Consider the following 19,673-nt stretch of genomic DNA (forward strand, 5'->3'; position numbering starts at 1 on the left):
TTCAGCGGCCGGCGGACTTTGGATGCGTCTTCCGTGTAACCCTAACCTTGAGCAAGAGACTTATGAGCACAGTTCCCCTTACCAAGCGTGGCGCCGAACTTCTGAAGGAAGAATTGCACCGTTTGAAAACCAAAGACCGCCCGGAAGTCATCAATGCGATCGCTGAAGCGCGCGCGCAGGGCGACTTGTCCGAAAACGCTGAATACGAGTCCGCCAAGGAGCGCCAGGCCTTCATCGAAGGCCGTATCGCCGACCTGGAAGGCAAGCTGGGCGCGGCCCAGATCGTCGATCCGGCCGAACTGAACGCCGAAGGCCGCGTAGTTTTCGCCTCCACCGTGGACCTGGAAAACCTGGACAGCGGCGAGAAGGTGACCTACCAGATCGTCGGCCTGGACGAAGCCGACATCAAGGAATCCAAGGTCTCCGTGACCTCGCCCATCGCCCGTGCCCTGATCGGCAAGAGCGCCGGTGACGTGGTGGCCGTGGAAGCCCCCTCGGGCCTGAAGGAATACGAAATCCTGGAAGTGCGCTACGTCTGACGTGGCCTGCCGTGGCCGCCCGGGCAGGATGTTGGGCGGCCGCTGCGGTGATCCAGCTGCAACACCGACGAGCCGGAAATGAAAATGCCCGCATCAGCGGGCATTCTGTTTTATGGGCCGTCGGCCCCGGGCGGTGATCAGCCAGCGCTCTTCTTGGTGCTGCGCTGGCGTGGCTTGGCCTTCTTGACCAGGCCGCCGGCGGTGATGCGTTCGTTGCCCTTGAGCATGACCTTGCTCACCGAAGGACGCTTGGTGGCATGCGACTTGACGATGGTCACTTCGCGCAGGCCGCCCTTGGCGCCGGCAGCGGCTTTCTTGCCTTCTTCCTTTTGCGGGCGATATAGCACCAGCAGCTTGCCGATGTGTTGTACCGGCGCGGCCTTGAGCTCGGCGCAGATGGTTTCGTAGATCGCGATGCGGGCTTCGCGGTCGTCGCCGAAGACGCGGACCTTGATCAGGCCGTGGGCGTTGAGGCTCTTGTCGATTTCCTTCATCACGGATTCGGACAGGCCACTTTCGCCAACCATCACGACAGGGTTCAAGGCATGGGCCTGGGCGCGCAGTTCGCTGCGCTCGGCGGGAGTCAAATTCAACATGGGAGTGCGGTTCGGGACGATGTTCTCGGCGGCGCCAAGTTGTCCCTCAATGAGATAAAACCAATATTCTACGCGAATGGCAAAGAACAAACTGAACAAAAACTGGTTGCATGACCATATCAATGACCCTTATGTGAAGCTGGCACAGAAGGAGGGCTATCGTGCGCGCGCCGCCTACAAGCTCAAGGAAATCGACGAGGAAGAGCGTCTCATCAAGCCCGGCCAGGTGATCGTCGACCTCGGCTGCACCCCCGGCAGCTGGTGCCAGTACGTGCGCAATAAGCTGGCCGGCGCCGAGGGCGGTGGCATTCACGGCACCATCATCGGGCTGGACATCCTGCCCATGGACCCGATTGCGGACGTCCACTACATCCAGGGCGACTTCCGCGAAGACGAGCCGGTGCGCCAGCTCGAAGCCGTGCTGGACGGCCGCAAGGCCGACCTGGTGCTGTCGGACATGGCGCCCAACCTGTCGGGCGTGGCCATCGCCGATGCCGCGCGGGTGGAGTATTTGATCGACCTTGCCATCGATTTTGCGCAACTGCACATGAAACCTGGCGGCTCTTTGCTGGTCAAGTGTTTCAACGGGACCGGCTACAACGAACTGGTGCACAAATTCCGGGCGGAATTCAAGACGGTGATGTCCAAGAAGCCCAAGGCCAGCCGTGACAAGTCCTCCGAAATCTTTCTGCTAGGGAAAATCCTGAAAAATCCTCGCAGTTAATTCGGTTAAAGTTGACGCAGAGCCGTTCCTTTCTCCGCAATCAGGCGCAAAATCTGCTGGAAACCCGGCAATTTAGTGAATTTTCCTGCCTTGTTTTGCCTGATTTCAGCCTTATATCGATTTTTGAAAATCGGTAGATTGCCTGAATCGGCAAACGCCAATGTCGTCTCCGCCCGTCACAATGCTGATGTCGGATTGGCAAGCAAGTCCGGTTGCAGCCGACGTGACGCGTTGTTGTGCGTTGCGTCGCGGCACAGTACGGCAGGGCGAGGCGGGGCGGACGGCGGTTTTCCGTGTAAGGGTGGTTGAATCCGGGTAAAATCGGGCAATACAAAGGCAACGTGGCGCCCAGGCGTCGGAGGAGTTCCAGTGAACAATATGTTTTCCAAGGCTGCCATCTGGGTGGTCATCGCGCTCGTGCTGTTTATGGTCTTTAAACAGTTCGACAACCGCAGCCTGGCGACCAACGCCAAGCCGATCGCGTATTCGGACTTCATCTCCGAGGTCAAGGCCGGACACATCAAGGATGCGACCATCGAGGATCGCAACATCGTCGCCACCACCCAGGACGGCACCAAGGTCAAGACCGCGACCACCATTCTGGACCGTGGCCTGGTGGGCGATCTGCTCAACAATGGCGTGAAGTTCGACGTGCGCCAGCCGGAAGAGCAATCCTTCCTGTCGCAAATCTTCATTTCCTGGTTCCCGATGCTGCTGCTGATCGGCGTCTGGATCTTCTTCATGCGCCAGATGCAGGGCGGCGGCAAGGGCGGCGCGTTCTCCTTCGGCAAGTCCAAGGCGCGCATGCTGGATGAAAACAGCAATTCGGTCACCTTCGCCGACGTCGCCGGTTGCGACGAAGCCAAGGAAGAAGTGCAGGAACTGGTCGAGTTCCTGCGCGATCCGACCAAGTTCCAGAAGCTGGGCGGCCGCATTCCCCACGGCGTGCTGATGGTCGGCCCCCCGGGTACCGGCAAGACGCTGCTGGCCCGCGCGATTGCTGGTGAAGCCAAGGTACCGTTCTTCACCATTTCGGGTTCGGACTTCGTGGAAATGTTCGTCGGTGTTGGCGCCTCCCGTGTGCGCGACATGTTCGAGAACGCCAAGAAGCACGCTCCCTGCATCATCTTCATCGACGAAATCGACGCCGTTGGCCGCCATCGTGGCGCCGGCATGGGCGGCGGCAACGACGAACGTGAACAGACCCTGAACCAGATGCTGGTGGAGATGGACGGCTTCGAAGCCAACTCCGGCGTCATCGTCATCGCCGCCACCAACCGCGCCGACGTGCTGGACAAGGCGCTGCTGCGTCCGGGCCGCTTCGACCGCCAGGTGATGGTCGGCCTGCCCGACATCCGTGGCCGCGAACAGATCCTCTACGTCCACATGCGCAAGGTGCCCATCGCGCCTGACGTCAAGGCCGACATCCTGGCCCGTGGCACCCCCGGTTTCTCCGGTGCCGACCTGGCCAACCTGGTCAACGAAGCTGCCCTGTTCGCTGCGCGCCGCAACAAGCGCCTGGTGGAAATGCAGGACTTCGAAGATGCCAAGGACAAGATCGTCATGGGCCCGGAACGCAAGTCGGCCGTGATGCGCGAAGAAGAACGCCGCAACACCGCCTACCACGAGTCCGGCCACGCCGTGGTCGCCAAGCTGCTGCCCAAGGCCGATCCGGTCCACAAGGTCACCATCATGCCGCGTGGCTATGCCCTGGGCCTGACCTGGCAGTTGCCGGAACATGACCGCGTGAACATGTACAAGGACAAGATGCTGGAAGAGATCTCGATCCTCTTCGGTGGCCGTATCGCTGAAGAAATCTTCATGCACCAGATGTCCACCGGCGCGTCCAACGACTTCGAGCGTGCCACCAAGCTGGCCCGCGCCATGGTCACCCGCTACGGCATGTCCGTGACCCTGGGCACCATGGTGTATGAAGATTCGGAACAGGACGCCTACTTCGGCCGCATGTCCTCCAAGACCGTCTCCGAGGCCACCCAGCAAAAGGTGGATGCTGAAATCCGCAGCATCCTGGACGAGCAATACGCCCTGGCGCGCCGCCTGCTGGAAGAAAACCGCGAGAAGGTCGACGTCATGGCCAAGGCCCTGCTGGAATGGGAAACCCTGGACGCCGATCAGGTCAACGACATCATGAATGGCGACGAACCGCGTCCCCCGCGCAACGGTACGCCGGTCAAGAAGTCGCCCTCGGATGGCAACCGTTCCGGCGACGTCTCGCCCAACGCCACGGCTCCTGCCTGAGGGCACCAGAGCCAGACGCGAGGCGAACGCCTGAGGCAGCAGTCCCGATGAAGGTGAGGAGCGATCCTCACCTTTTTCTTTTGGTGCGGCGAAAATGCCGCAGAATCACGCGGAATGTGAAAAACCTTGCAGGGAAGGGCGTTCTTGCCGGACAAAAGTGTAAAGACCGTCAATCGGCGGTGTATCATGCTGCCGCCACCCGGCGGTGCGCTTGCCGTGACCGCCGCAGCCATCTCACCCACAGAAGCAAGATGACGCAAGCTTTTCTCAAATGCGGCAGGTTCCGCCTGCCGGTCCAGCCTGGCCGTCGGCCGCTGGTCATGGGCATCCTCAACGTGACGCCCGATTCCTTCTCCGATGGCGGCCGCCATCACTCGCTGGACCTGGCCCTGACCCATGCTGAACAGATGATCGCCGATGGCGTGGACATCATCGACATCGGTGGCGAATCCACCCGTCCCGGCATTGCCCCGCTGTCCCTGCAGGAAGAGCTGGAGCGCGTCATGCCGGTGATCTACGCCCTGCGCGACTGCGGCAAGCCGCTCTCGCTGGACACCTACAAGCCGGCCGTCATGCGCGAAGCCCTGGCGGCCGAGGTGGACATGATCAATGACATCAACGGTTTTCGCGCCGAGGGCGCCATCGATGCCGTCAAGGACAGCGAGGCCGGCCTGTGCGTGATGCACATGCAAGGCCAGCCGCAGACCATGCAGCAAGATCCGGTCTATGAAGATGTGGTCACCGAGGTCGCCCGGTTCCTGCAGACCCAGGTCGAGCTGATGCGCGCGGCCGGGATCGGACGTGAACGCATCTGCATTGATCCAGGTTTTGGTTTTGGCAAGACTGTGGAGCATAATCTGGCTTTGCTCAAAAGCACGCGTCGCCTGATCGACACACTGGACCTGCCGCTGCTGGCCGGCATGTCGCGCAAGTCCATGATCGGCGCAGTCACCGGCAAGCCGCTGGAGCGCCGCATGGCAGGCAGCATCGGCGCGGCGCTGGCGGCAGCACAGCAGGGCGCGATGATCATCCGGGTGCACGATGTGGCCGAAACGGTCGATGCGCTGTCCATGTGGCAGGCCGGGCGCGGCGACATCTGACGGACGCGGCGATGAACGCAGGGACGTGACAGAACATCAGGCATCAACACATCATTTCATGGGAGACAGGCTGGCGCGCTCGCCCCGGCCTGCACGACATCAATAAAGGATCAACATGGCAGGAAAATACTTCGGCACCGATGGCGTGCGCGGTCGCGTCGGCGTGGCGCCGATTACGCCTGATTTCGTCATGCGTCTGGGCTATGCGGCCGGCAAGGTGCTGGCCAAGTCCAAGGATGGCGTAGCCCGTCCGACGGTGCTGATCGGCAAGGACACCCGTATTTCCGGCTACATGCTGGAAGCCGCGCTGGAAGCCGGTTTCGCCGCTGCCGGCGTGGATGTCTGGCTGGCCGGCCCGCTGCCGACCCCGGCCGTGGCCTACCTGACGCGGGCGCAGCGCCTGTCGGCGGGCGTGGTGATCTCGGCCTCGCACAATCCCTACCAGGACAATGGCATCAAGTTCTTCTCGGCCAAGGGCAACAAGCTGCCGGATCAGGTCGAGGCCGACATCGAAGCCGCGCTGGAACAGCCCATGGAGTGCGTGCCCTCCGAAAAGCTGGGCAAGGCCCGCCGCCTGTCCGATGCCGCCGGCCGCTATATCGAATTCTGCAAGAGCACCTTCCCCAGCGCCATGGACCTGCGCGGAATGCGCCTGGTGGTGGACTGTGCCAACGGTGCGGCCTACAACATCGCCCCGCACGTGTTCCACGAGCTGGGCGCGGAAGTCATCACCATCGGCAACCAGCCCGATGGCCTGAACATCAACGAGGATTGCGGCGCCACCGCCCCCAAGTCGCTGGTGGCGTCGGTGCGCGAATACCGTGCCGACCTGGGCATTGCGCTGGACGGCGATGCCGACCGCCTCATCATGGTCGATGGCAGCGGCCGCATCTACAACGGCGATGAACTGCTCTACCTGATGGTCAAGGATCGCCTGGCCACCGGCCCGGTCGACGGCGCAGTCGGCACCCTCATGACCAACATGGCCCTGGAAGTGGCCTTCAAGAAAATGGGCGTGCCCTTTGCGCGCGCCAAGGTGGGCGACCGCTACGTGCTGGAAGTGCTGCTGGAAAAGGGCTGGCTGCTCGGCGGCGAAGGCTCCGGCCACCTGCTGGCGCTGGACAAGCACACTACCGGCGACGGCATCGTCTCGGCGCTGCAGGTGCTGTGCGCCCTGAAGCGCGCCGGCCAGACCCTGGCGCAGATGACCGGCGACATCACGCTGTATCCGCAGTCGCTCATCAATGTGAAGATTCCTGCCGGTTACGACTGGAAATCCAACACCGCCCTGCAAGCCGAACAGGCTGCCGTGGAAGAAGAGCTGGGCGAACGTGGCCGCGTATTGCTGCGCCCGTCCGGTACCGAACCGCTGATCCGCGTGATGGTGGAGGCCGAAGACGCCGAACTGGCGCGCACCATGGCCCAGCGCATCGCGGCCAGGGTGCTCTGAGTTCAGCCTGTTGCGGATCCCAGCACAATGTCAAAAGAGCTAGCCCACATCCTGATGGTCGAAGACGAACCCAGCATCGCGGAGCTGTTGCGCTTCACGATGCAAGGAGCCGGCTTTGCCACCACGATCGCCACCGACGTGGCCCAGGCCCGCAAGCTGATCGCCGAATCGCTGCCCCACGTGGTACTGCTGGACTGGATGCTGCCCGACAGCTCCGGCCTGGTGTTGCTGTCGGAACTGCGGCGCGACCAGCGTACTGCCGCGCTGCCGGTCATCATGCTGACCGCCAAGGGCATGGAAGAAGACAAGGTAAAAGGGCTCAACGAGGGTGCGGACGACTACGTGACCAAGCCGTTCTCCCCCAAGGAACTGGTGGCGCGGGTGCAGGCCCTGCTGCGCCGCAAGGCCCCGGAGATCGGCAGCCAGGCACTGCGCTACGGTGACATCAGCATCGACGTCGAACGCCGCCAGGTGGCCGTGGCGGGCCGGTCGGTGACGCTGGACCAGGCCGAGTTCAAGCTCTTGCGCTACCTGGTGGCGCATCCCGAACGCATCTTTTCGCGCGCCCAGCTGCTCGACAAGGTGTGGGGTGACCACACCTTCATCGAAGAGCGCACCGTGGATGTCCACATCATGCGGCTGCGCAAGTCGCTGGGCGATCTGGCGCACTACGTGCAGACGGTGCGCGGCATGGGCTACAAGCTCAGTACCGAGCAGTGACGTTCCCCCATTCGTGATAGGAATGAAAAAGGCGATCCGCGGATCGCCTTTTTTCCTGATCGCTGCCGCGCAGGATCAATCCAGCGGCACGCTGCGATAGCGGTTCACCTCCGAGGCCGAAACGAAGCCGCCCTGGTTGCCCCAGCTGTTGCGCACGTAGGAGACCAGCGCCGCCACTTCCTGATCGCTCAGTTGCGGCCCGAAGGGCGGCATGCCGAAGGGGTAGGGGTTGCCCGCCGTGGACGGCGGGAAGCCGCCATTGAGCACGGCGCGGATGGCATTGACCGCCTGCGGCCCGGCAATGGCATGGTTGTCCGCCAGCGGCGGATAATCCGGCGCGCTGCCCTGGCCTTTGCTGCCGTGGCAGTCCACGCACAGTTCTCCGTAGAGTTTCTTGCCCTGCTTGAGGATGCGCTCAGCGTCGGCAGGCTCAGGTCGTGCGACCGGGGCAGTGTCGGCAAGAGGCTGCGCCGGCAGCGATTTCAGATAGGCCGCCATGGCGCTGATGTCGTCATCGTCGAGATATTGCAGGCTGCGTCCGACCACTTCCGACATCGGTCCCAGCGAGGCGCCGCGCGGCGAGACGCCGGTCTTGAGCAGGCTGGCGATCTCGGCTTCGCTCCAGCTGCCCAGTCCGTGTTCGCCGCTGTGCAGGGGCGGCGCATACCAGTCCAGTCCGGCGATCATGCCGCCTTCCAGCGCCAGCGGCGCCATGCTGCTGCCCAGGCGGTTGCGCGCGCTGTGGCAGGCGCTGCAATGCCCGGCTCCCCGGACCAGGTAGGCGCCCCGGTTCCATTGCGCGGAGCGGCCCGATTCTGGCTGGTATACGGCCGGTGTGAAGAAAAATGCGCGCCATAGTCCCAGCAACGGGCGCTGGTCATAGGGAAAGCGCAAATCGTGTGAACGATTTTGCTGAAAAACAGGAGGCAGGCTGCGCAGGTAGGCCCACAGCGCATCGCTGTCCTCGCGCTGTAGCAGGGTGTAGCTGGGATAGGGGAAGGCCGGGTAGAGGAAGCGGCCATCGCGTCCGCGTCCGTGATGCAGGGCGCGCCAGAAGTCGTCGGCGCTCCAGTCGCCGATGCCGCTGGCCTTGTCGGGCGTGATGTTGGTGGTGTAGAGCGTGCCGAAGGGCGTGGCGATGGGGCGTCCACCGGCGTAGGCCGCGCCGCCGCGTGCCGTGTGGCAGGCCATGCAGTTGCCGGCGCGGGCCAGGTATTCACCCTTGATGCGCTGGGCCCGGGCATCGGTGACCGGGACGGATACGCCGGGATCTTCGCGGCGCAGGCTCTGCCAGGCGATGATGCCGCCGGCCAGCGCCGCCACGGCCAGCAGCGCGCCCAGCAGAATCACCATGCCCAGGCGCACGGTCTTGTTCATCGCGCCGCTCCCGTGCCCGGCATGCTGCCGCACGCCACCGGCAGCGGTGTGGACGGGGCGCTCGCCGGCGCATAATCGGCCGGCACCGGCTGGGCGGAGAGCCAGCTGCTGGCGGCATTGATTTCTTCTGGACTGAGCGCCCTGGCGATCTCGCCCATGCAATCCGGCGCCCTGGCCGTGCGCTCGCCATTGCGCCAGGCACCCAGCTGCGCATTGAGATAGTCGCGAGGCAGGCCCAGCAATCCCGGGATGCCGGGTTGCACACCGGCCAGTCCGGCGCCGTGGCAACTGGCACAGGCCGGGATGGCCTGCGCCGGCTTGCCCTGGCTGACCAGCAGGCGGCCGCGTTCCAGCACCGCCGCGCCGGCGTCCGAGGGGACCGCAGGCGGGTAGGGCGGATGCTGGGCGGCGAAGAAGGTGGCGATCTGCTGGAGATAATCATCCGAGAGATTGGCCAGCAGGTAATTCATCATCGGATAGCGGCGCCGGCCATCGCGAAAGCTCTGCAGCTGGTTCAGCAGATAGCCTGCCGGCTTGCCGGCAATACGCGGATAGTAACCATCGGCGGTGGCGCGGCCCTCCTTGCCGTGGCAGGCGATGCATGCGGCCAAGCGGTCGGCCATGCCCGGCACGGTCTGCTGGGCCATGACCATGCCGCCTGCCATCAGGCTCCCCAGGGCGGCGGCTGCAAGCTTCTTCATCGTTGTTGTTGGCAAGCGCATCGGCCTATTGTAGTCCATGCGCCTGCCCAGGGCGGCTTTGCAAGGGCGGGCGCAGCGGATACAATAGCGGCCTTGTTGCCCCCGTAGCTCAGTGGATAGAGCGATCCCCTCCTAAGTCAAATTGGGCAGCGGATGCCGAAAGGCGCCGCCTGAATGGAGTCAAAGTCGGTGAACCCTGACAGCGCCTGCATGCATTCATGCAAAGCGGCTGCTGGCAATACCGAGCCAAGCCGGCTTCCTCGGAAGCCGGAAGGTGTAGAGACTAGACGGCTCCGGCCTTCCGATCCGCCCTCCCGGGCAGGGTCCACGGCCAAGGTATAGTCCAGACTACAAACATCCGGTCACACGTATCTGATGGTGGCGAAAGCCATAGTGGTATGAAGGGATAGGTCACACGTTCGATCCGTGTCGGGGGCGCCAGACAAAAGGAAACGGGCACTTCTTCGGAAGTGCCCGTTTTTTTTCGTGCCGGCCGTGGCGCATTGCGCCCGGCCTTCAAGCCCTGCCTCAGTGACCTTGATTGGTATTGTCCATGAAGCGTCTTGCGCTCTCACTCTGGGGGCGCGTCCCGGAAGCAGCAGGCGCCGCGCCCTGGGACGTACCCGGCACGTTCGGTGCCGGCTGTGGATTGCCCGGCGCCGCCGGGGTCTGGCTGGGCGTCCAGCCGAAGAAGTTCGCCAGCGCATCGCCCGCCGTCACGCCCACATTGGTCACCAGACCGTTGTTGGGTGTGAAGTTGTCGTAATACGGCTCGCCATCGATGAAGCGGATGCCGTCCGGCACCGGAAGGTCGAACTGCGGCACGCCCTTCAAGGCCTTGGCCATGTAATCGACCCAGATCGGCAGCGCCAGCTGTGCACCGAATTCCTTGCTGCCCAGGCTCTTGGGCTGGTCGTAACCCATCCAGGCGACGGTGGCCAGGGTGCGCTGGTAGCCGGCGAACCAGCCATCGACGGCATCATTGGTGGTACCGGTCTTGCCGGCCAGGTCGGTGCGGCCGATGCTGTTGCTGCGTGCGCCGGTACCGGCCTGGGCCACCGACTTGAGCATGTTGGTCATCATGTAGCTGTTGCGCTCGGCCACCACGCGCGGCGCGCCATTGCCCACGATCAGCGGGTCCGCCTTGGAGAGCACCTTGCCGCGCGCGTCGGTGATCTGCGAGATCAGGTAGGGCTGGATCTTGTAGCCGCCGTTGGCAAACACCGAATACGCCGCCGAGAGCTGCAGCGGATTGGTCTGGCCCGCCCCCAGCGCCATGGGCAGGTAGGGCGGTACCTTGTCGGCATCGAAGCCATAGGTGCCGGTGATGAAGTCGCGCGCATAGGGCACGCCGATGTAATCCAGCGTGCGGATGGCCACCAGGTTCACCGACTTCTGCAGGGCAGTGCGCACGGTGATGGGACCGGCCGGGGTTTCGTCATCCTTGGGTTCCCAGTTCGGCTGGCCGGGGCCGGCCGGATAGGAGACCGGGGCGTCGTTGACGATGGAAGCCGGTGCAAAACCCTTCTCCAATGCAGCCGAATAGATGAAGGGTTTGAAGGTCGAGCCGGGCTGGCGCCAGGCTTGCGTGACGTGGTTGAAATTGTTCTGGGTGAAGTCGAAACCACCCACCAGGGCGCGGATGGCGCCATCCTGCGGCACCACCGAGACCAGCGCCGCTTCCACCTGCGGCAGCTGCACCACCTGCCAGTTCTGCTTGGCGTCCTGCATCACGCGGATCAGGGCGCCGGGGGCGATGCGAATGTCCTTCCTGGCCTTCTCCGACAGGGCCGACGCCACGAAGCGCAGGGCTTCGCCCTTGATGCTGATCTTGTCGCCGCTGCGCAATACCGCATCGATCTGTTTGGGGCTGGCGGCCACCACCACGGCGGCCAGGATGTCGTCGTTGTCGGGATGGTCGTCCATCACGTCGTCGATGGCGGCGGCGCGGTCTTCGGCGTTGGCGGGCAGCTCGATGGTTTCTTCCGGGCCGCGATAGCCGTGGCGGCGGTCGTAATCCATCACGCCCTTGCGCACGGCGTCGTAGGCGGCCTGCTGGTCGGCTGCATTGACGGTGGTGTAGACGTTGAAGCCCTGGGTGTAGGTATCTTCCTTGTACTGCGCATACACCATCTGGCGCACCATTTCATTCACGTATTCAGCGTGGATGCTGTACTGGCTGCCCGGTGCGCGCACCTTCAGTTCTTCCTTGGAAGCCTTGTCGTACTGCGCCTGGGTGATGAAGCCCACGTCCAGCATGCGCTGCAGGATGTATTGCTGACGGATGTGGGCGCGCTTGGGATTGACGATGGGGTTGTAGGCCGACGGTGCCTTGGGCAGGCCGGCCAGCATGGCGGCTTCGGCCAGGGTGATGTCCTTGAGGTCCTTGCCGAAGTAGGTGCGCGCGGCGGCGGCGAAGCCGAAGGCGCGCTGGCCCAGGTAGATCTGGTTCATGTAGACCTCCAGGATCTGGTCCTTGGTCAGGGCATGTTCGATCTTGTTGGCCAGCAGCACTTCGTAGAGCTTGCGCGAGAAGGTCTTTTCCTTGGTCAGGAAGACGTTGCGGGCCACCTGCATGGTGATGGTACTGGCGCCCTGCGAGGCGGTGCCGCGCAGCACGTCGGTCACCAGCGCGCGGGCGATGCCGATCCAGTCGATGCCGCCGTGTTCATAGAAGCGATAGTCTTCGATGGCCAGCACGGCGTTCTTCATGTCGGCCGGGATGTCGTCGAGCTTGACCAGGCTGCGTTTTTCTTCACCGAACTCGCCCAGCAGCACCTTGTCGGCGGACCAGATGCGCAGTGGCACCTTGGGACGGTAGTCGGTGATCAGGTCCAGCGAGGGCAGGCGCGGGTTGATGAAGATCAGGGCATATACCACCAGCAGTCCGGCGGCAACGCCAAGACCGAGGATGGACAGACCGATGAACTTGGCAACGTTAAAAGTGAGGAAGCCGCGCTGGCGGCGCAGGTTCGGCAAGGAGGGAAAAGGCATGGGATGAGCGCGAATCGGAATGCGCTATCTTACCGCATCGCGCTGCCGGGCCGGCGCGCCGGGCGCGGGCAATGGTTAACGAGTTGTAACATCGCTCCCGGACGACGAGGAAATTCGAGGATTTGTCGTTATTTTTCATCAATCCCGTTGCCAAAGTGCAAGCTGGCGCAGTGCATGGCCGCCGCGACGAGGCGGGACTGCGCTTAAATCAGCATTTCGGCGGCGCAGTCGGTACAATGCCGCTCTTGCGCTTTTTCCCGCATCAGGCGCCTTTCGCATTCATCCTGCGCGGCCCTGGCCGTCGCATTCACGCAGATCACGCACGCTATGGCAGTCATTTCCCTTTCCGACGCACAACTGGCCTTCGGCCACGTTGCCCTCCTGGATCACGCCGAATTCTCGCTGGAGACCGGCGAACGCATCGGCCTGATCGGCCGCAACGGCACCGGCAAGTCCTCGCTGCTGAAGATCATCGCCGGGCGTTCCAAGCTGGATGATGGCTTGCTGGTGATGCAGCAGAACCTCAAGATCGCCTACGTCGACCAGGAACCGCATTTCCCGGAAGAGATGACCGTCTTCGACGCCGTGGCCTCGGGCCTGGGCGAGCTGCCGGCGCTCCTGGCCGAATATGAAGCCATCACCGGCCAGTTCGGCGGCGACAATGACGACGCCCTGCTGGAACGCATGCACCAGATCCAGACCGTGCTGGATGCGGCCGATGCCTGGTCCATCGGCAACAAGGTCGAGACCACGCTGGACAAGCTGAACCTGAACCGCGAGGCGCGCATCGGCGAGCTTTCCGGCGGCATGAAGAAGCGTGTGGCCCTGGCCTGCGGGCTGGTGGGCAACCCCGACGTGCTGCTGCTGGACGAACCGACCAACCACCTCGATTTCGGCTCCATCCTGTGGCTGGAAGGGCTGCTGCGCGACTTCAAGGGCAGCATCCTCTTCATCACCCATGATCGCAGCTTCCTCGATAACGTCTCCACCCGCATCATCGAACTGGATCGCGGCAAGATCCTCTCCTTCCCCGGCAACTTCACGACCTACCAGACCCGCAAGGCCGAGCTGCTGGCCAATGAAGAAGTGGAAAACGCCAAGTTCGACAAATTCCTGGCCCAGGAAGAAGTCTGGATCCGCAAGGGCGTGCAAGCCCGCCGCACCCGCGACGAAGGCCGCGTGCGCCGTCTGGAAGCCCTGCGCGTGCAGCGCAGCGAGCGCCGCGAGCGGCAGGGGCAGGTCAAGCTGGAAGTGGGCACCGGCGAGCGTTCCGGCAAGATCGTGGCGGAACTGGAAAACGTCAACAAGGCTTATGGCCCCAAGACCATCGTGCGCGACTTCAGCACCATCCTCATGCGCGGCGACAAGGTGGGCCTGATCGGCCAGAACGGTGCCGGCAAGACCACCTTGCTCAAGCTCATCCTCGGCGAGGAAACCCCCGACAGCGGCACCGTCAAGCAGGGTACCAAGATGCAGGTCGCATATTTCGATCAGATGCGCGCGCAGTTGAATGAAGAAACGACCCTGGCCGATACCATCGCCCCGGGCAGCGACTGGGTGGAAGTCAACGGCCAGCGCAAGCACGTGATGACCTATCTGTCGGACTTCCTGTTCGCGCCCGAACGCGCCCGCTCGCCGGTGCGCACGCTCTCCGGCGGCGAGCGCAACCGCCTGCTGCTGGCGCGCCTGTTCGCCAAGCCGGCCAACGTGCTGGTGCTGGACGAACCTACCAACGACCTCGACATCGATACGCTCGAACTGCTGGAAGAACTGCTGGAAGAGTACGAAGGTACGGTCTTCCTGGTCAGCCACGATCGCATGTTCCTGGACAATGTGGTCACGCAGGTGATCGCTTCCGAAGGCAATGGCGTCTGGCGTGAATACGTGGGCGGCTATTCCGACTGGGAGCGCCAGCGTCCGGTCCAGTCCGCCGCGTCCTCGAAGGCGGCTGCCAAGGCGGCCGACAAGAACGAGGTCAAGGCTGAATCGACGATGGCTGCCCCTGCCGCCGCCCCCGCGCCGGCCAAGAAGAAGCTGAGCTACAAGGAACAGCGTGAGCTGGAAGAACTGCCCAAGCGCATCGCCGCGCTGGAAGCGGAACAGAAGGAACTGTCGGCCAAACTGGCTGATCCGGACCTGTACAAGAAGGGCGCTGATGAAGCCGTCAAGCTGAACCAGCGCTTCGCCGAGATCGACGAAGAACTGTTGGTGAGCCTGGAGCGTTGGGAAGAAATCGAAGGGAAACAGTAAGCCCGCACGGGCAGATCAGCTCGGCTTGCGCAGCGCTTCGCGCAGGTCGGGCAGCATCTCGCGCAGGTTAGGCGCATCCTCGGCATGTGGGCGCAGGGCCAGGTAGGCTTCCAGGTCTTCCAGCGCTGCCTGGGCCTGGCCGAGGTTGGCGTAGGCGAGGCCACGGTCGCGCTTTTCGGTGATTTCCTCGGGCAGCAGGATCACCAGTCTCTCCTGCACATCCAGCACCTGCTGCCAGCGCTGGCTTTCCATGAAGATGGCCTTGAGGTTGCGCAGCATGCGCGCCAGGATCTCGCGCGGATGGGCCGCGCGCAGGTAGGCCGCCAATGGCAGCTCATCACCGAAATCTTCTTCCGGCTGGTGCGCCAGATAGGGCTCCAGCCGCTCTTCCAGTTCCTGCCGCGACAGGCTGGCGCCATTCATGGGATCGAGCACGATCTCGCCCGATTGCACCGACAGCTTCATCAGGAAATGGCCGGGGAATGAAACCCCCTTCATGTCCAGCCCGATGTGCTGGGCCAGTTCGATGTAGACCACCGCCAGCGAAATGGGAATGCCGCGCCGCGTCGAGATGACGCGGTGGATGTAGCTGTTGTCGGGATCGTAGTAATTGTTGACGTTGCCAGCGAAGGCCATTTCCTGGAAGAAGAAATGGTTCAGCATGCGCAGCTTCTGGATCTGCGAGGCATCCGAGGGCAGGCGCTGCCTGAGCTTGAGCGCCAGCGTATCGAGCGCCATCTCTTCCTCGGCGAAATCCATTTCGGGATAGAAATCCTGTCCCAGCGTCAAGGCGGATTCGAACAATGGAATCGAATCGTCCTGGCGCACCAGCGAAGCGAAATAATCGAGGGAGGTCAGCGTCATGACACCCATGCTATCAAAATATTGCGCGCTGCGTCAGTCCTGCTCGGAAAGGAGTGAAATTTCCTGTTTCAGGCCGCTCCGGCTGGAAATGAAGCAATGAAGCCGCCTGCAAGAGCCTCAACGGCGTGCGATACGCTTGAATTCCCGCAGGCGCAAGCCCATGGCAAACATGGGCCCAAAATACGCCACTGCGCACACGACCAGCACCAGCAGCAGTGCACCGATGCGCAAGACTGGATGGGCGCGCAGGGCTACCCAGTCGAACTTGTCGGCGATCCACAGCGCCACGCCCGCCATCACCAGCAGCGCGCCGGTCAGGCGCACCAGGAACAGGCCCCAGCCAGGACGCGGCACGTAGATCTGGCGGCGGCGCAGACCGATGAACAGGCACAGCGCATTCAGGCAGGCGCCCAGGCCGATGGACAGCGCCAGGCCGGCGTGTGCGAAGAGCGGCACGAAGACGCTGTTCATCAGCTGGGTGGCGATCAGCACGCCCACGGCGATCATGACGGGCGTACGGATATCCTGCTTGGCGTAGAAGCCGGGGGCCAGGATCTTCACCACGATCAGCCCGATCAGGCCGACCCCGTAGGCCACCAGGGCATGGCCGACCATGGTGACCGAGAGCGCGTCGAAGCGGCCATAGTGGAACAGGGTCGCCGTCAGCGGCTCAGAGAGCGTGGCCAGGCCCACCGCGGCCGGCATGGCCAGCATGAAGGTCAGGCGCAGGCCCCAGTCCAGCAGGGCGGAATATTCTTCCATGTCGTCGGCGGAATGGGCGTTGGCCAGGCTGGGCAGCAGGATGGTGCCCAGCGCCACGCCCAGCAGCGCGGTCGGGAATTCCATCAGGCGGTCCGCATAGCTGAGCCAGGAGACGCTGCCGTGTTCCAGGCGTGAGGCGATGTTGGTATTGATCATCAGGCTGATCTGCGCGGCCGAAACCGCGAAGACGGCCGGGCCCATCTTCTTGAGCACCCGTTTGACGCCTTCGTCGCGCAGGCCCAGCATGGGGTTCCAGTACAGGCGCGGCAGCATGCCGATCTTGATGAGGGCCGGAATCTGGATGGCCACCTGCAGCACGCCGCCCACCAGCACGGCGAAGGCCATCGCATAGATCGGCTGCGCCATGAAAGGCGCCACGAACAGCGAGGCGACGATGAAGGAGATGTTCAGCAGCACCGAGGTGAACGCCGGGATCTTGAATTCCTTCCAGGTGTTCAGGATGCCCCCGGCCAGCGCCACGAAGGCCATGAAGCCGATGTAGGGGAACATGATGCGCGTCATCAGCACCGAGGCGTTGAAGGCTTCCGGGTTGTATTGCAGGCCGGTGGCGATGAAATAGACCACGAAGGGGGTGGCGACGATGCCCGCCACGCAGGTGATGAGCATGACCCACATCAGCGCCGTGGCGACGTGATCGACCAGGTGTTTGGTTTCGTCCTCGCCGCGCCGGTTCTTGTATTCGGCCAGGATGGGCACGAAGGCCTGCGAGAAGGCGCCCTCGGCAAAGAGCCGGCGCAGCAGGTTGGGAATGCGGAAGGCGATGTTGAAGGCGTCGGTGTAGGCGGAGGCGCCGAAGGCGCGGGCGAACAGGATTTCCCGGGCCAGCCCGGTGATGCGCGAGAGCATCGTCATGCCCGAGATGGCGGCGAGGGTTTTATGCAGATTCATGGAGCGGCATTATAGCGGTGGGCAGCGGTGCTTTTGTGGCAACGGTGGTGATTGGCCAGCGGTGGCAGGCCGGGAGCCCGGGAATGGGTGGTCTGGGTGGTCTGGGGCCGATATGAAGGAAAAGACAAAGCCTGGCCATCAGGCGCAATAGAGTCGGCCGTCTGGCTGCAGGTTCGGCGGCAGGCGTGAATTTCTTCGCGGAAATCCGGATGAGTGCGGTGGCATCGCAACGGATGGCATCCTGTTTACGGTAGAAGCGGACAAGTTGATTGCCTTGTCACGGGAATCTCGTTATAATCCGATGCTTTACAGAATTTGGCATCGCGAGTCCTCGGGGTTTGCGGCGCAAACGACTCTCGATTTAGGATAATTTTCATGGCAAATACCGCACAGGCACGTAAGCGTGCTCGTCAAGCAGTCAAGCAAAACGCTCACAACTCGAGCCAGCGCTCGACCCTGCGCACCGCAATCAAGGCAGTTCGCAAGGCGATCGCGGCCGGCGACAAGGCTGCAGCAACCTCCGTGTTCCAATCTTCCGTGTCGACCATCGACAGCATCGCCGACAAGAAGATCATCCACAAGAACAAGGCCGCTCGCCACAAGAGCCGCCTGGCTGCTGCCCTGAAGGCTCTGGCTGCTTAATTGCATCCGGGCTTGAGTTGAAGCGCGGCACCGCCCGCTTCAGACTGCAGTACAAGAAAACCGCTTGTTGCCAAGCGGTTTTTTGCGTTTCTACGGCCTTTCTGCGGGGCCGTTTTCCCAATGGCAGGCCGCCGCGACTGCTGCGGCCCGGCTGCCTTACTGCGGCAAGCCTTCGATCCGGGTGCCGGGCTTGATGTTCTTCTGCTTGAACCAGCCCTTGTTCATTTCCAGCGCATAGACCGCCGGGCGCTTGGCACAGTGCGAATCCAGGGTCTGTTCCTTCATTTCTTCGATGTTGATGATGACGCCTTTTTCATCCATGAAGGCCACCGACAGCGGGATCAGGGTATTTTTCATCCACATGCACACCCCGGCCGGCTGGCCGAAGAGGAACACCATGCCTTCGTTGTCGGCCATCTTTTCGCGGAACATCAGCCCTTGTTCGCGCTGGGCTTCGGTCTGGGCCACTTCGGCCTTGATCAGGTGAATGCCGATATTGAGCTGGATGGTCGGAAACTTGCTCACCTGGGGCGTCTGAGCGCCGGCGCTGGAGAGGCAGCCCAGCGCCAGCAGGGCGGCTGCGCTGCGCAGGAAGAGGCGGGAAACCGGGGAAAATGAAAAAAGTGAAGATTGGCGCATGGTCATTATCAATCGTGATTCGGATCGGGCGGAGACTGCGGAAGACTTGCAGGATAGCAGCAGCGGGGCGCAGGCGGGCGTGGGTGGCCTTTGCGCCGGCTACAAACCGTACGGACATGAAAAAAGGCAGGACTAGCCTGCCTTTTCTGTGTGCGGACGCTAATTACTTAGCTTCAGCTGCCTTCTTTGCCTTCTTGGCCTTCTTTGCCTTCTTGGCCTTCTTTGCCTTCGGAGCAGCGGCTTCAGCCTTCGGCGCTTCAGGCGCGGCCGGAGCTTGTGCGAAAGCAGCAGTTGCGAACAGACCAGCGATCAGAGCGGCGATCAATTTTTTCATTTTGCGTCCTTCAATTCAACATGTTAGGGATGTGAGGCAAACGATGATTCGTGCGAATCAATGCCAATAACGGCGCGCGCGTATGAAGGTTGACACCTTTTTTGATCTTTTTCAAAGGGAGTCTGCAAGAAACGCGCAACTGCCTTCAGTAAATAGTTTCCGGCCATCAAGAGGCGACGGCCCGGGCTCAGCGCTCCATTTCCTGCGGATCGACTTCGCGCCATTCCCCCGGCATCACCGGATGGGTCGCCAGCGCATACGGCCCGATGGCGATGCGCACCAGGCGCAGGGTCGGCAGGCCGACGGCGGCGGTCATGCGGCGCACCTGGCGGTTCTTGCCCTCGCTGATGGTGAGCGCCACCCAACTGGTCGGCTGGTGGGCGCGCTGGCGGATCGGCGGCGTGCGCGGCCACAGCCAGGCCGGTTCCTGGATCAGCCGGGCATCGCTGGGCTGGGTCACGAAGTCGCCCAGGTCCAGCGGATTGCGCAGGCGCTGCAAGGCCTCGGGGGAGGCCAGACCTTCCACCTGGGCCAGATAGGTCTTGGCCTGCTTGCGGCGCGGGTGGGCGATAGCGTGCTGCAGCTTGCCGTCATCGGTGAGCAGCAGCAGGCCCTCGCTGTCGGCATCGAGACGGCCGGCGGGGTAGATGTTGGGGATGTCGAGGTAATCAGCCAGGGTCTGGCGCTGCGGATGGGCCGAGAACTGGCTCATCACGCCGAAGGGCTTGTTGAATAGGATCAGAGGCATGCGCTAGTGTCGCAAAAAGATGGCCTTGAGTAAAATCCTGATGCATAATCGATTGCACATGTCCT

General features: G+C 62.9%; 18 protein-coding genes. 8 read left to right on the forward strand and 10 right to left on the reverse strand.

The features are described 5' to 3' along the window. Positions 1-62: 62 nt before the first annotated feature. Complete coding sequence (gene greA / locus AACH55_RS06410) at positions 63-539, forward strand: transcription elongation factor GreA (protein WP_013233401.1); 477 nt, start codon at positions 63-65, stop codon at positions 537-539. Between the two features lie 137 nt (positions 540-676). Here the strand turns inward: greA and yhbY are convergent, their stop codons facing one another. Continuing rightward, the gene (yhbY, locus tag AACH55_RS06415) at positions 677-1,135 is read right to left on the reverse strand and encodes a ribosome assembly RNA-binding protein YhbY (protein WP_338718598.1); all 459 of its coding nucleotides are present in this window, start codon (positions 1,133-1,135) and stop codon (positions 677-679) included. Between the two features lie 76 nt (positions 1,136-1,211). Here yhbY and AACH55_RS06420 point away from each other — a divergent pair, with 76 nt between their 5' ends. Further along, positions 1,212-1,859, forward strand: coding sequence for an RlmE family RNA methyltransferase (locus tag AACH55_RS06420; protein ID WP_013233403.1), 648 nt, complete (start codon positions 1,212-1,214; stop codon positions 1,857-1,859). 5 nt (positions 1,860-1,864) lie between these two features. On the opposite strand, the gene AACH55_RS06425 is transcribed toward AACH55_RS06420, so the two are convergent. Further along, the gene (locus AACH55_RS06425) at positions 1,865-2,020 is read right to left on the reverse strand and encodes a hypothetical protein (RefSeq protein ID WP_338718599.1); all 156 of its coding nucleotides are present in this window, start codon (positions 2,018-2,020) and stop codon (positions 1,865-1,867) included. A 208-nt stretch (positions 2,021-2,228) separates the two neighbouring features. Between AACH55_RS06425 and ftsH the strand changes: the two genes are divergently transcribed. The 4 genes from ftsH to AACH55_RS06445 all read left to right on the forward strand — a co-directional run bounded on the left by ftsH (position 2,229) and on the right by AACH55_RS06445 (position 7,388). Then, positions 2,229-4,118: an ATP-dependent zinc metalloprotease FtsH gene (gene ftsH, locus AACH55_RS06430; RefSeq protein ID WP_338718600.1), complete on the forward strand. Its 1,890-nt coding sequence runs from the start codon at positions 2,229-2,231 to the stop codon at positions 4,116-4,118. A 251-nt stretch (positions 4,119-4,369) separates the two neighbouring features. Beyond that, on the forward strand, positions 4,370-5,218 hold the full coding sequence (gene folP / locus AACH55_RS06435) for a dihydropteroate synthase (protein ID WP_338718601.1): 849 nt from the start codon (positions 4,370-4,372) through the stop codon (positions 5,216-5,218). Between the two features lie 115 nt (positions 5,219-5,333). Next, the gene (glmM, locus tag AACH55_RS06440) at positions 5,334-6,668 is read left to right on the forward strand and encodes a phosphoglucosamine mutase (RefSeq protein WP_338718602.1); all 1,335 of its coding nucleotides are present in this window, start codon (positions 5,334-5,336) and stop codon (positions 6,666-6,668) included. 27 nt (positions 6,669-6,695) lie between these two features. Then, positions 6,696-7,388, forward strand: a complete 693-nt coding sequence (locus tag AACH55_RS06445) for a response regulator (RefSeq protein WP_338718603.1) — start codon at positions 6,696-6,698, stop codon at positions 7,386-7,388. A 75-nt stretch (positions 7,389-7,463) separates the two neighbouring features. Here AACH55_RS06445 and AACH55_RS06450 read toward each other — a convergent pair whose 3' ends face one another. The 3 genes from AACH55_RS06450 to AACH55_RS06460 all read right to left on the reverse strand — a co-directional run bounded on the left by AACH55_RS06450 (position 7,464) and on the right by AACH55_RS06460 (position 12,460). Continuing rightward, positions 7,464-8,765, reverse strand: a complete 1,302-nt coding sequence (locus AACH55_RS06450; RefSeq protein WP_338718604.1) for a c-type cytochrome — start codon at positions 8,763-8,765, stop codon at positions 7,464-7,466. Continuing rightward, positions 8,762-9,466: a c-type cytochrome gene (locus tag AACH55_RS06455; RefSeq protein ID WP_338718605.1), complete on the reverse strand. Its 705-nt coding sequence runs from the start codon at positions 9,464-9,466 to the stop codon at positions 8,762-8,764. The genes AACH55_RS06450 and AACH55_RS06455 overlap by 4 nt, the downstream gene beginning before the upstream one ends. A 528-nt stretch (positions 9,467-9,994) precedes the next feature. Further along, a complete protein-coding gene (locus AACH55_RS06460) occupies positions 9,995-12,460 on the reverse strand; it encodes a PBP1A family penicillin-binding protein (RefSeq protein WP_338718606.1) in 2,466 nt (821 codons plus the stop codon). Positions 12,461-12,787: 327 nt separating this feature from the next. On the opposite strand from AACH55_RS06460, the gene AACH55_RS06465 reads away from it, so the two are divergent. Then, positions 12,788-14,710 (forward strand): ATP-binding cassette domain-containing protein, encoded by a 1,923-nt coding sequence (locus AACH55_RS06465; protein ID WP_338718607.1) that lies wholly within the window; start codon positions 12,788-12,790, stop codon positions 14,708-14,710. Between the two features lie 15 nt (positions 14,711-14,725). Here AACH55_RS06465 and AACH55_RS06470 read toward each other — a convergent pair whose 3' ends face one another. Together AACH55_RS06470 and murJ are read right to left on the reverse strand one after the other, a co-directional pair. Further along, entirely contained in the window at positions 14,726-15,574 is an 849-nt protein-coding gene (locus tag AACH55_RS06470) for a tetratricopeptide repeat protein (RefSeq protein ID WP_338718608.1), read from the reverse strand. 117 nt (positions 15,575-15,691) lie between these two features. Continuing rightward, positions 15,692-17,245 carry a murein biosynthesis integral membrane protein MurJ gene (murJ, locus tag AACH55_RS06475; protein WP_338718609.1) on the reverse strand — a complete coding sequence of 518 codons (1,554 nt, stop codon included), beginning with the start codon at positions 17,243-17,245 and terminating at the stop codon, positions 15,692-15,694. Positions 17,246-17,620: 375 nt separating this feature from the next. Between murJ and rpsT the strand changes: the two genes are divergently transcribed. Then, positions 17,621-17,887, forward strand: a complete 267-nt coding sequence (gene rpsT, locus AACH55_RS06480) for a 30S ribosomal protein S20 (RefSeq protein WP_006463174.1) — start codon at positions 17,621-17,623, stop codon at positions 17,885-17,887. Between the two features lie 156 nt (positions 17,888-18,043). On the opposite strand, the gene AACH55_RS06485 is transcribed toward rpsT, so the two are convergent. From AACH55_RS06485 to AACH55_RS06495, 3 genes are all read right to left on the reverse strand, one after another. Beyond that, positions 18,044-18,526, reverse strand: a complete 483-nt coding sequence (locus AACH55_RS06485; protein WP_338718611.1) for a DUF192 domain-containing protein — start codon at positions 18,524-18,526, stop codon at positions 18,044-18,046. Between the two features lie 163 nt (positions 18,527-18,689). Then, entirely contained in the window at positions 18,690-18,860 is a 171-nt protein-coding gene (locus AACH55_RS06490) for a hypothetical protein (RefSeq protein WP_006463172.1), read from the reverse strand. A gap of 187 nt (positions 18,861-19,047) precedes the next feature. Then, entirely contained in the window at positions 19,048-19,608 is a 561-nt protein-coding gene (locus AACH55_RS06495; protein ID WP_338718612.1) for a pseudouridine synthase, read from the reverse strand. Between the last annotated feature and the right edge of the window lie 65 nt (positions 19,609-19,673).

This window comes from Herbaspirillum sp. DW155 (genome assembly GCF_037076565.1).
Classification (GTDB): domain Bacteria; phylum Pseudomonadota; class Gammaproteobacteria; order Burkholderiales; family Burkholderiaceae_D; genus Herbaspirillum.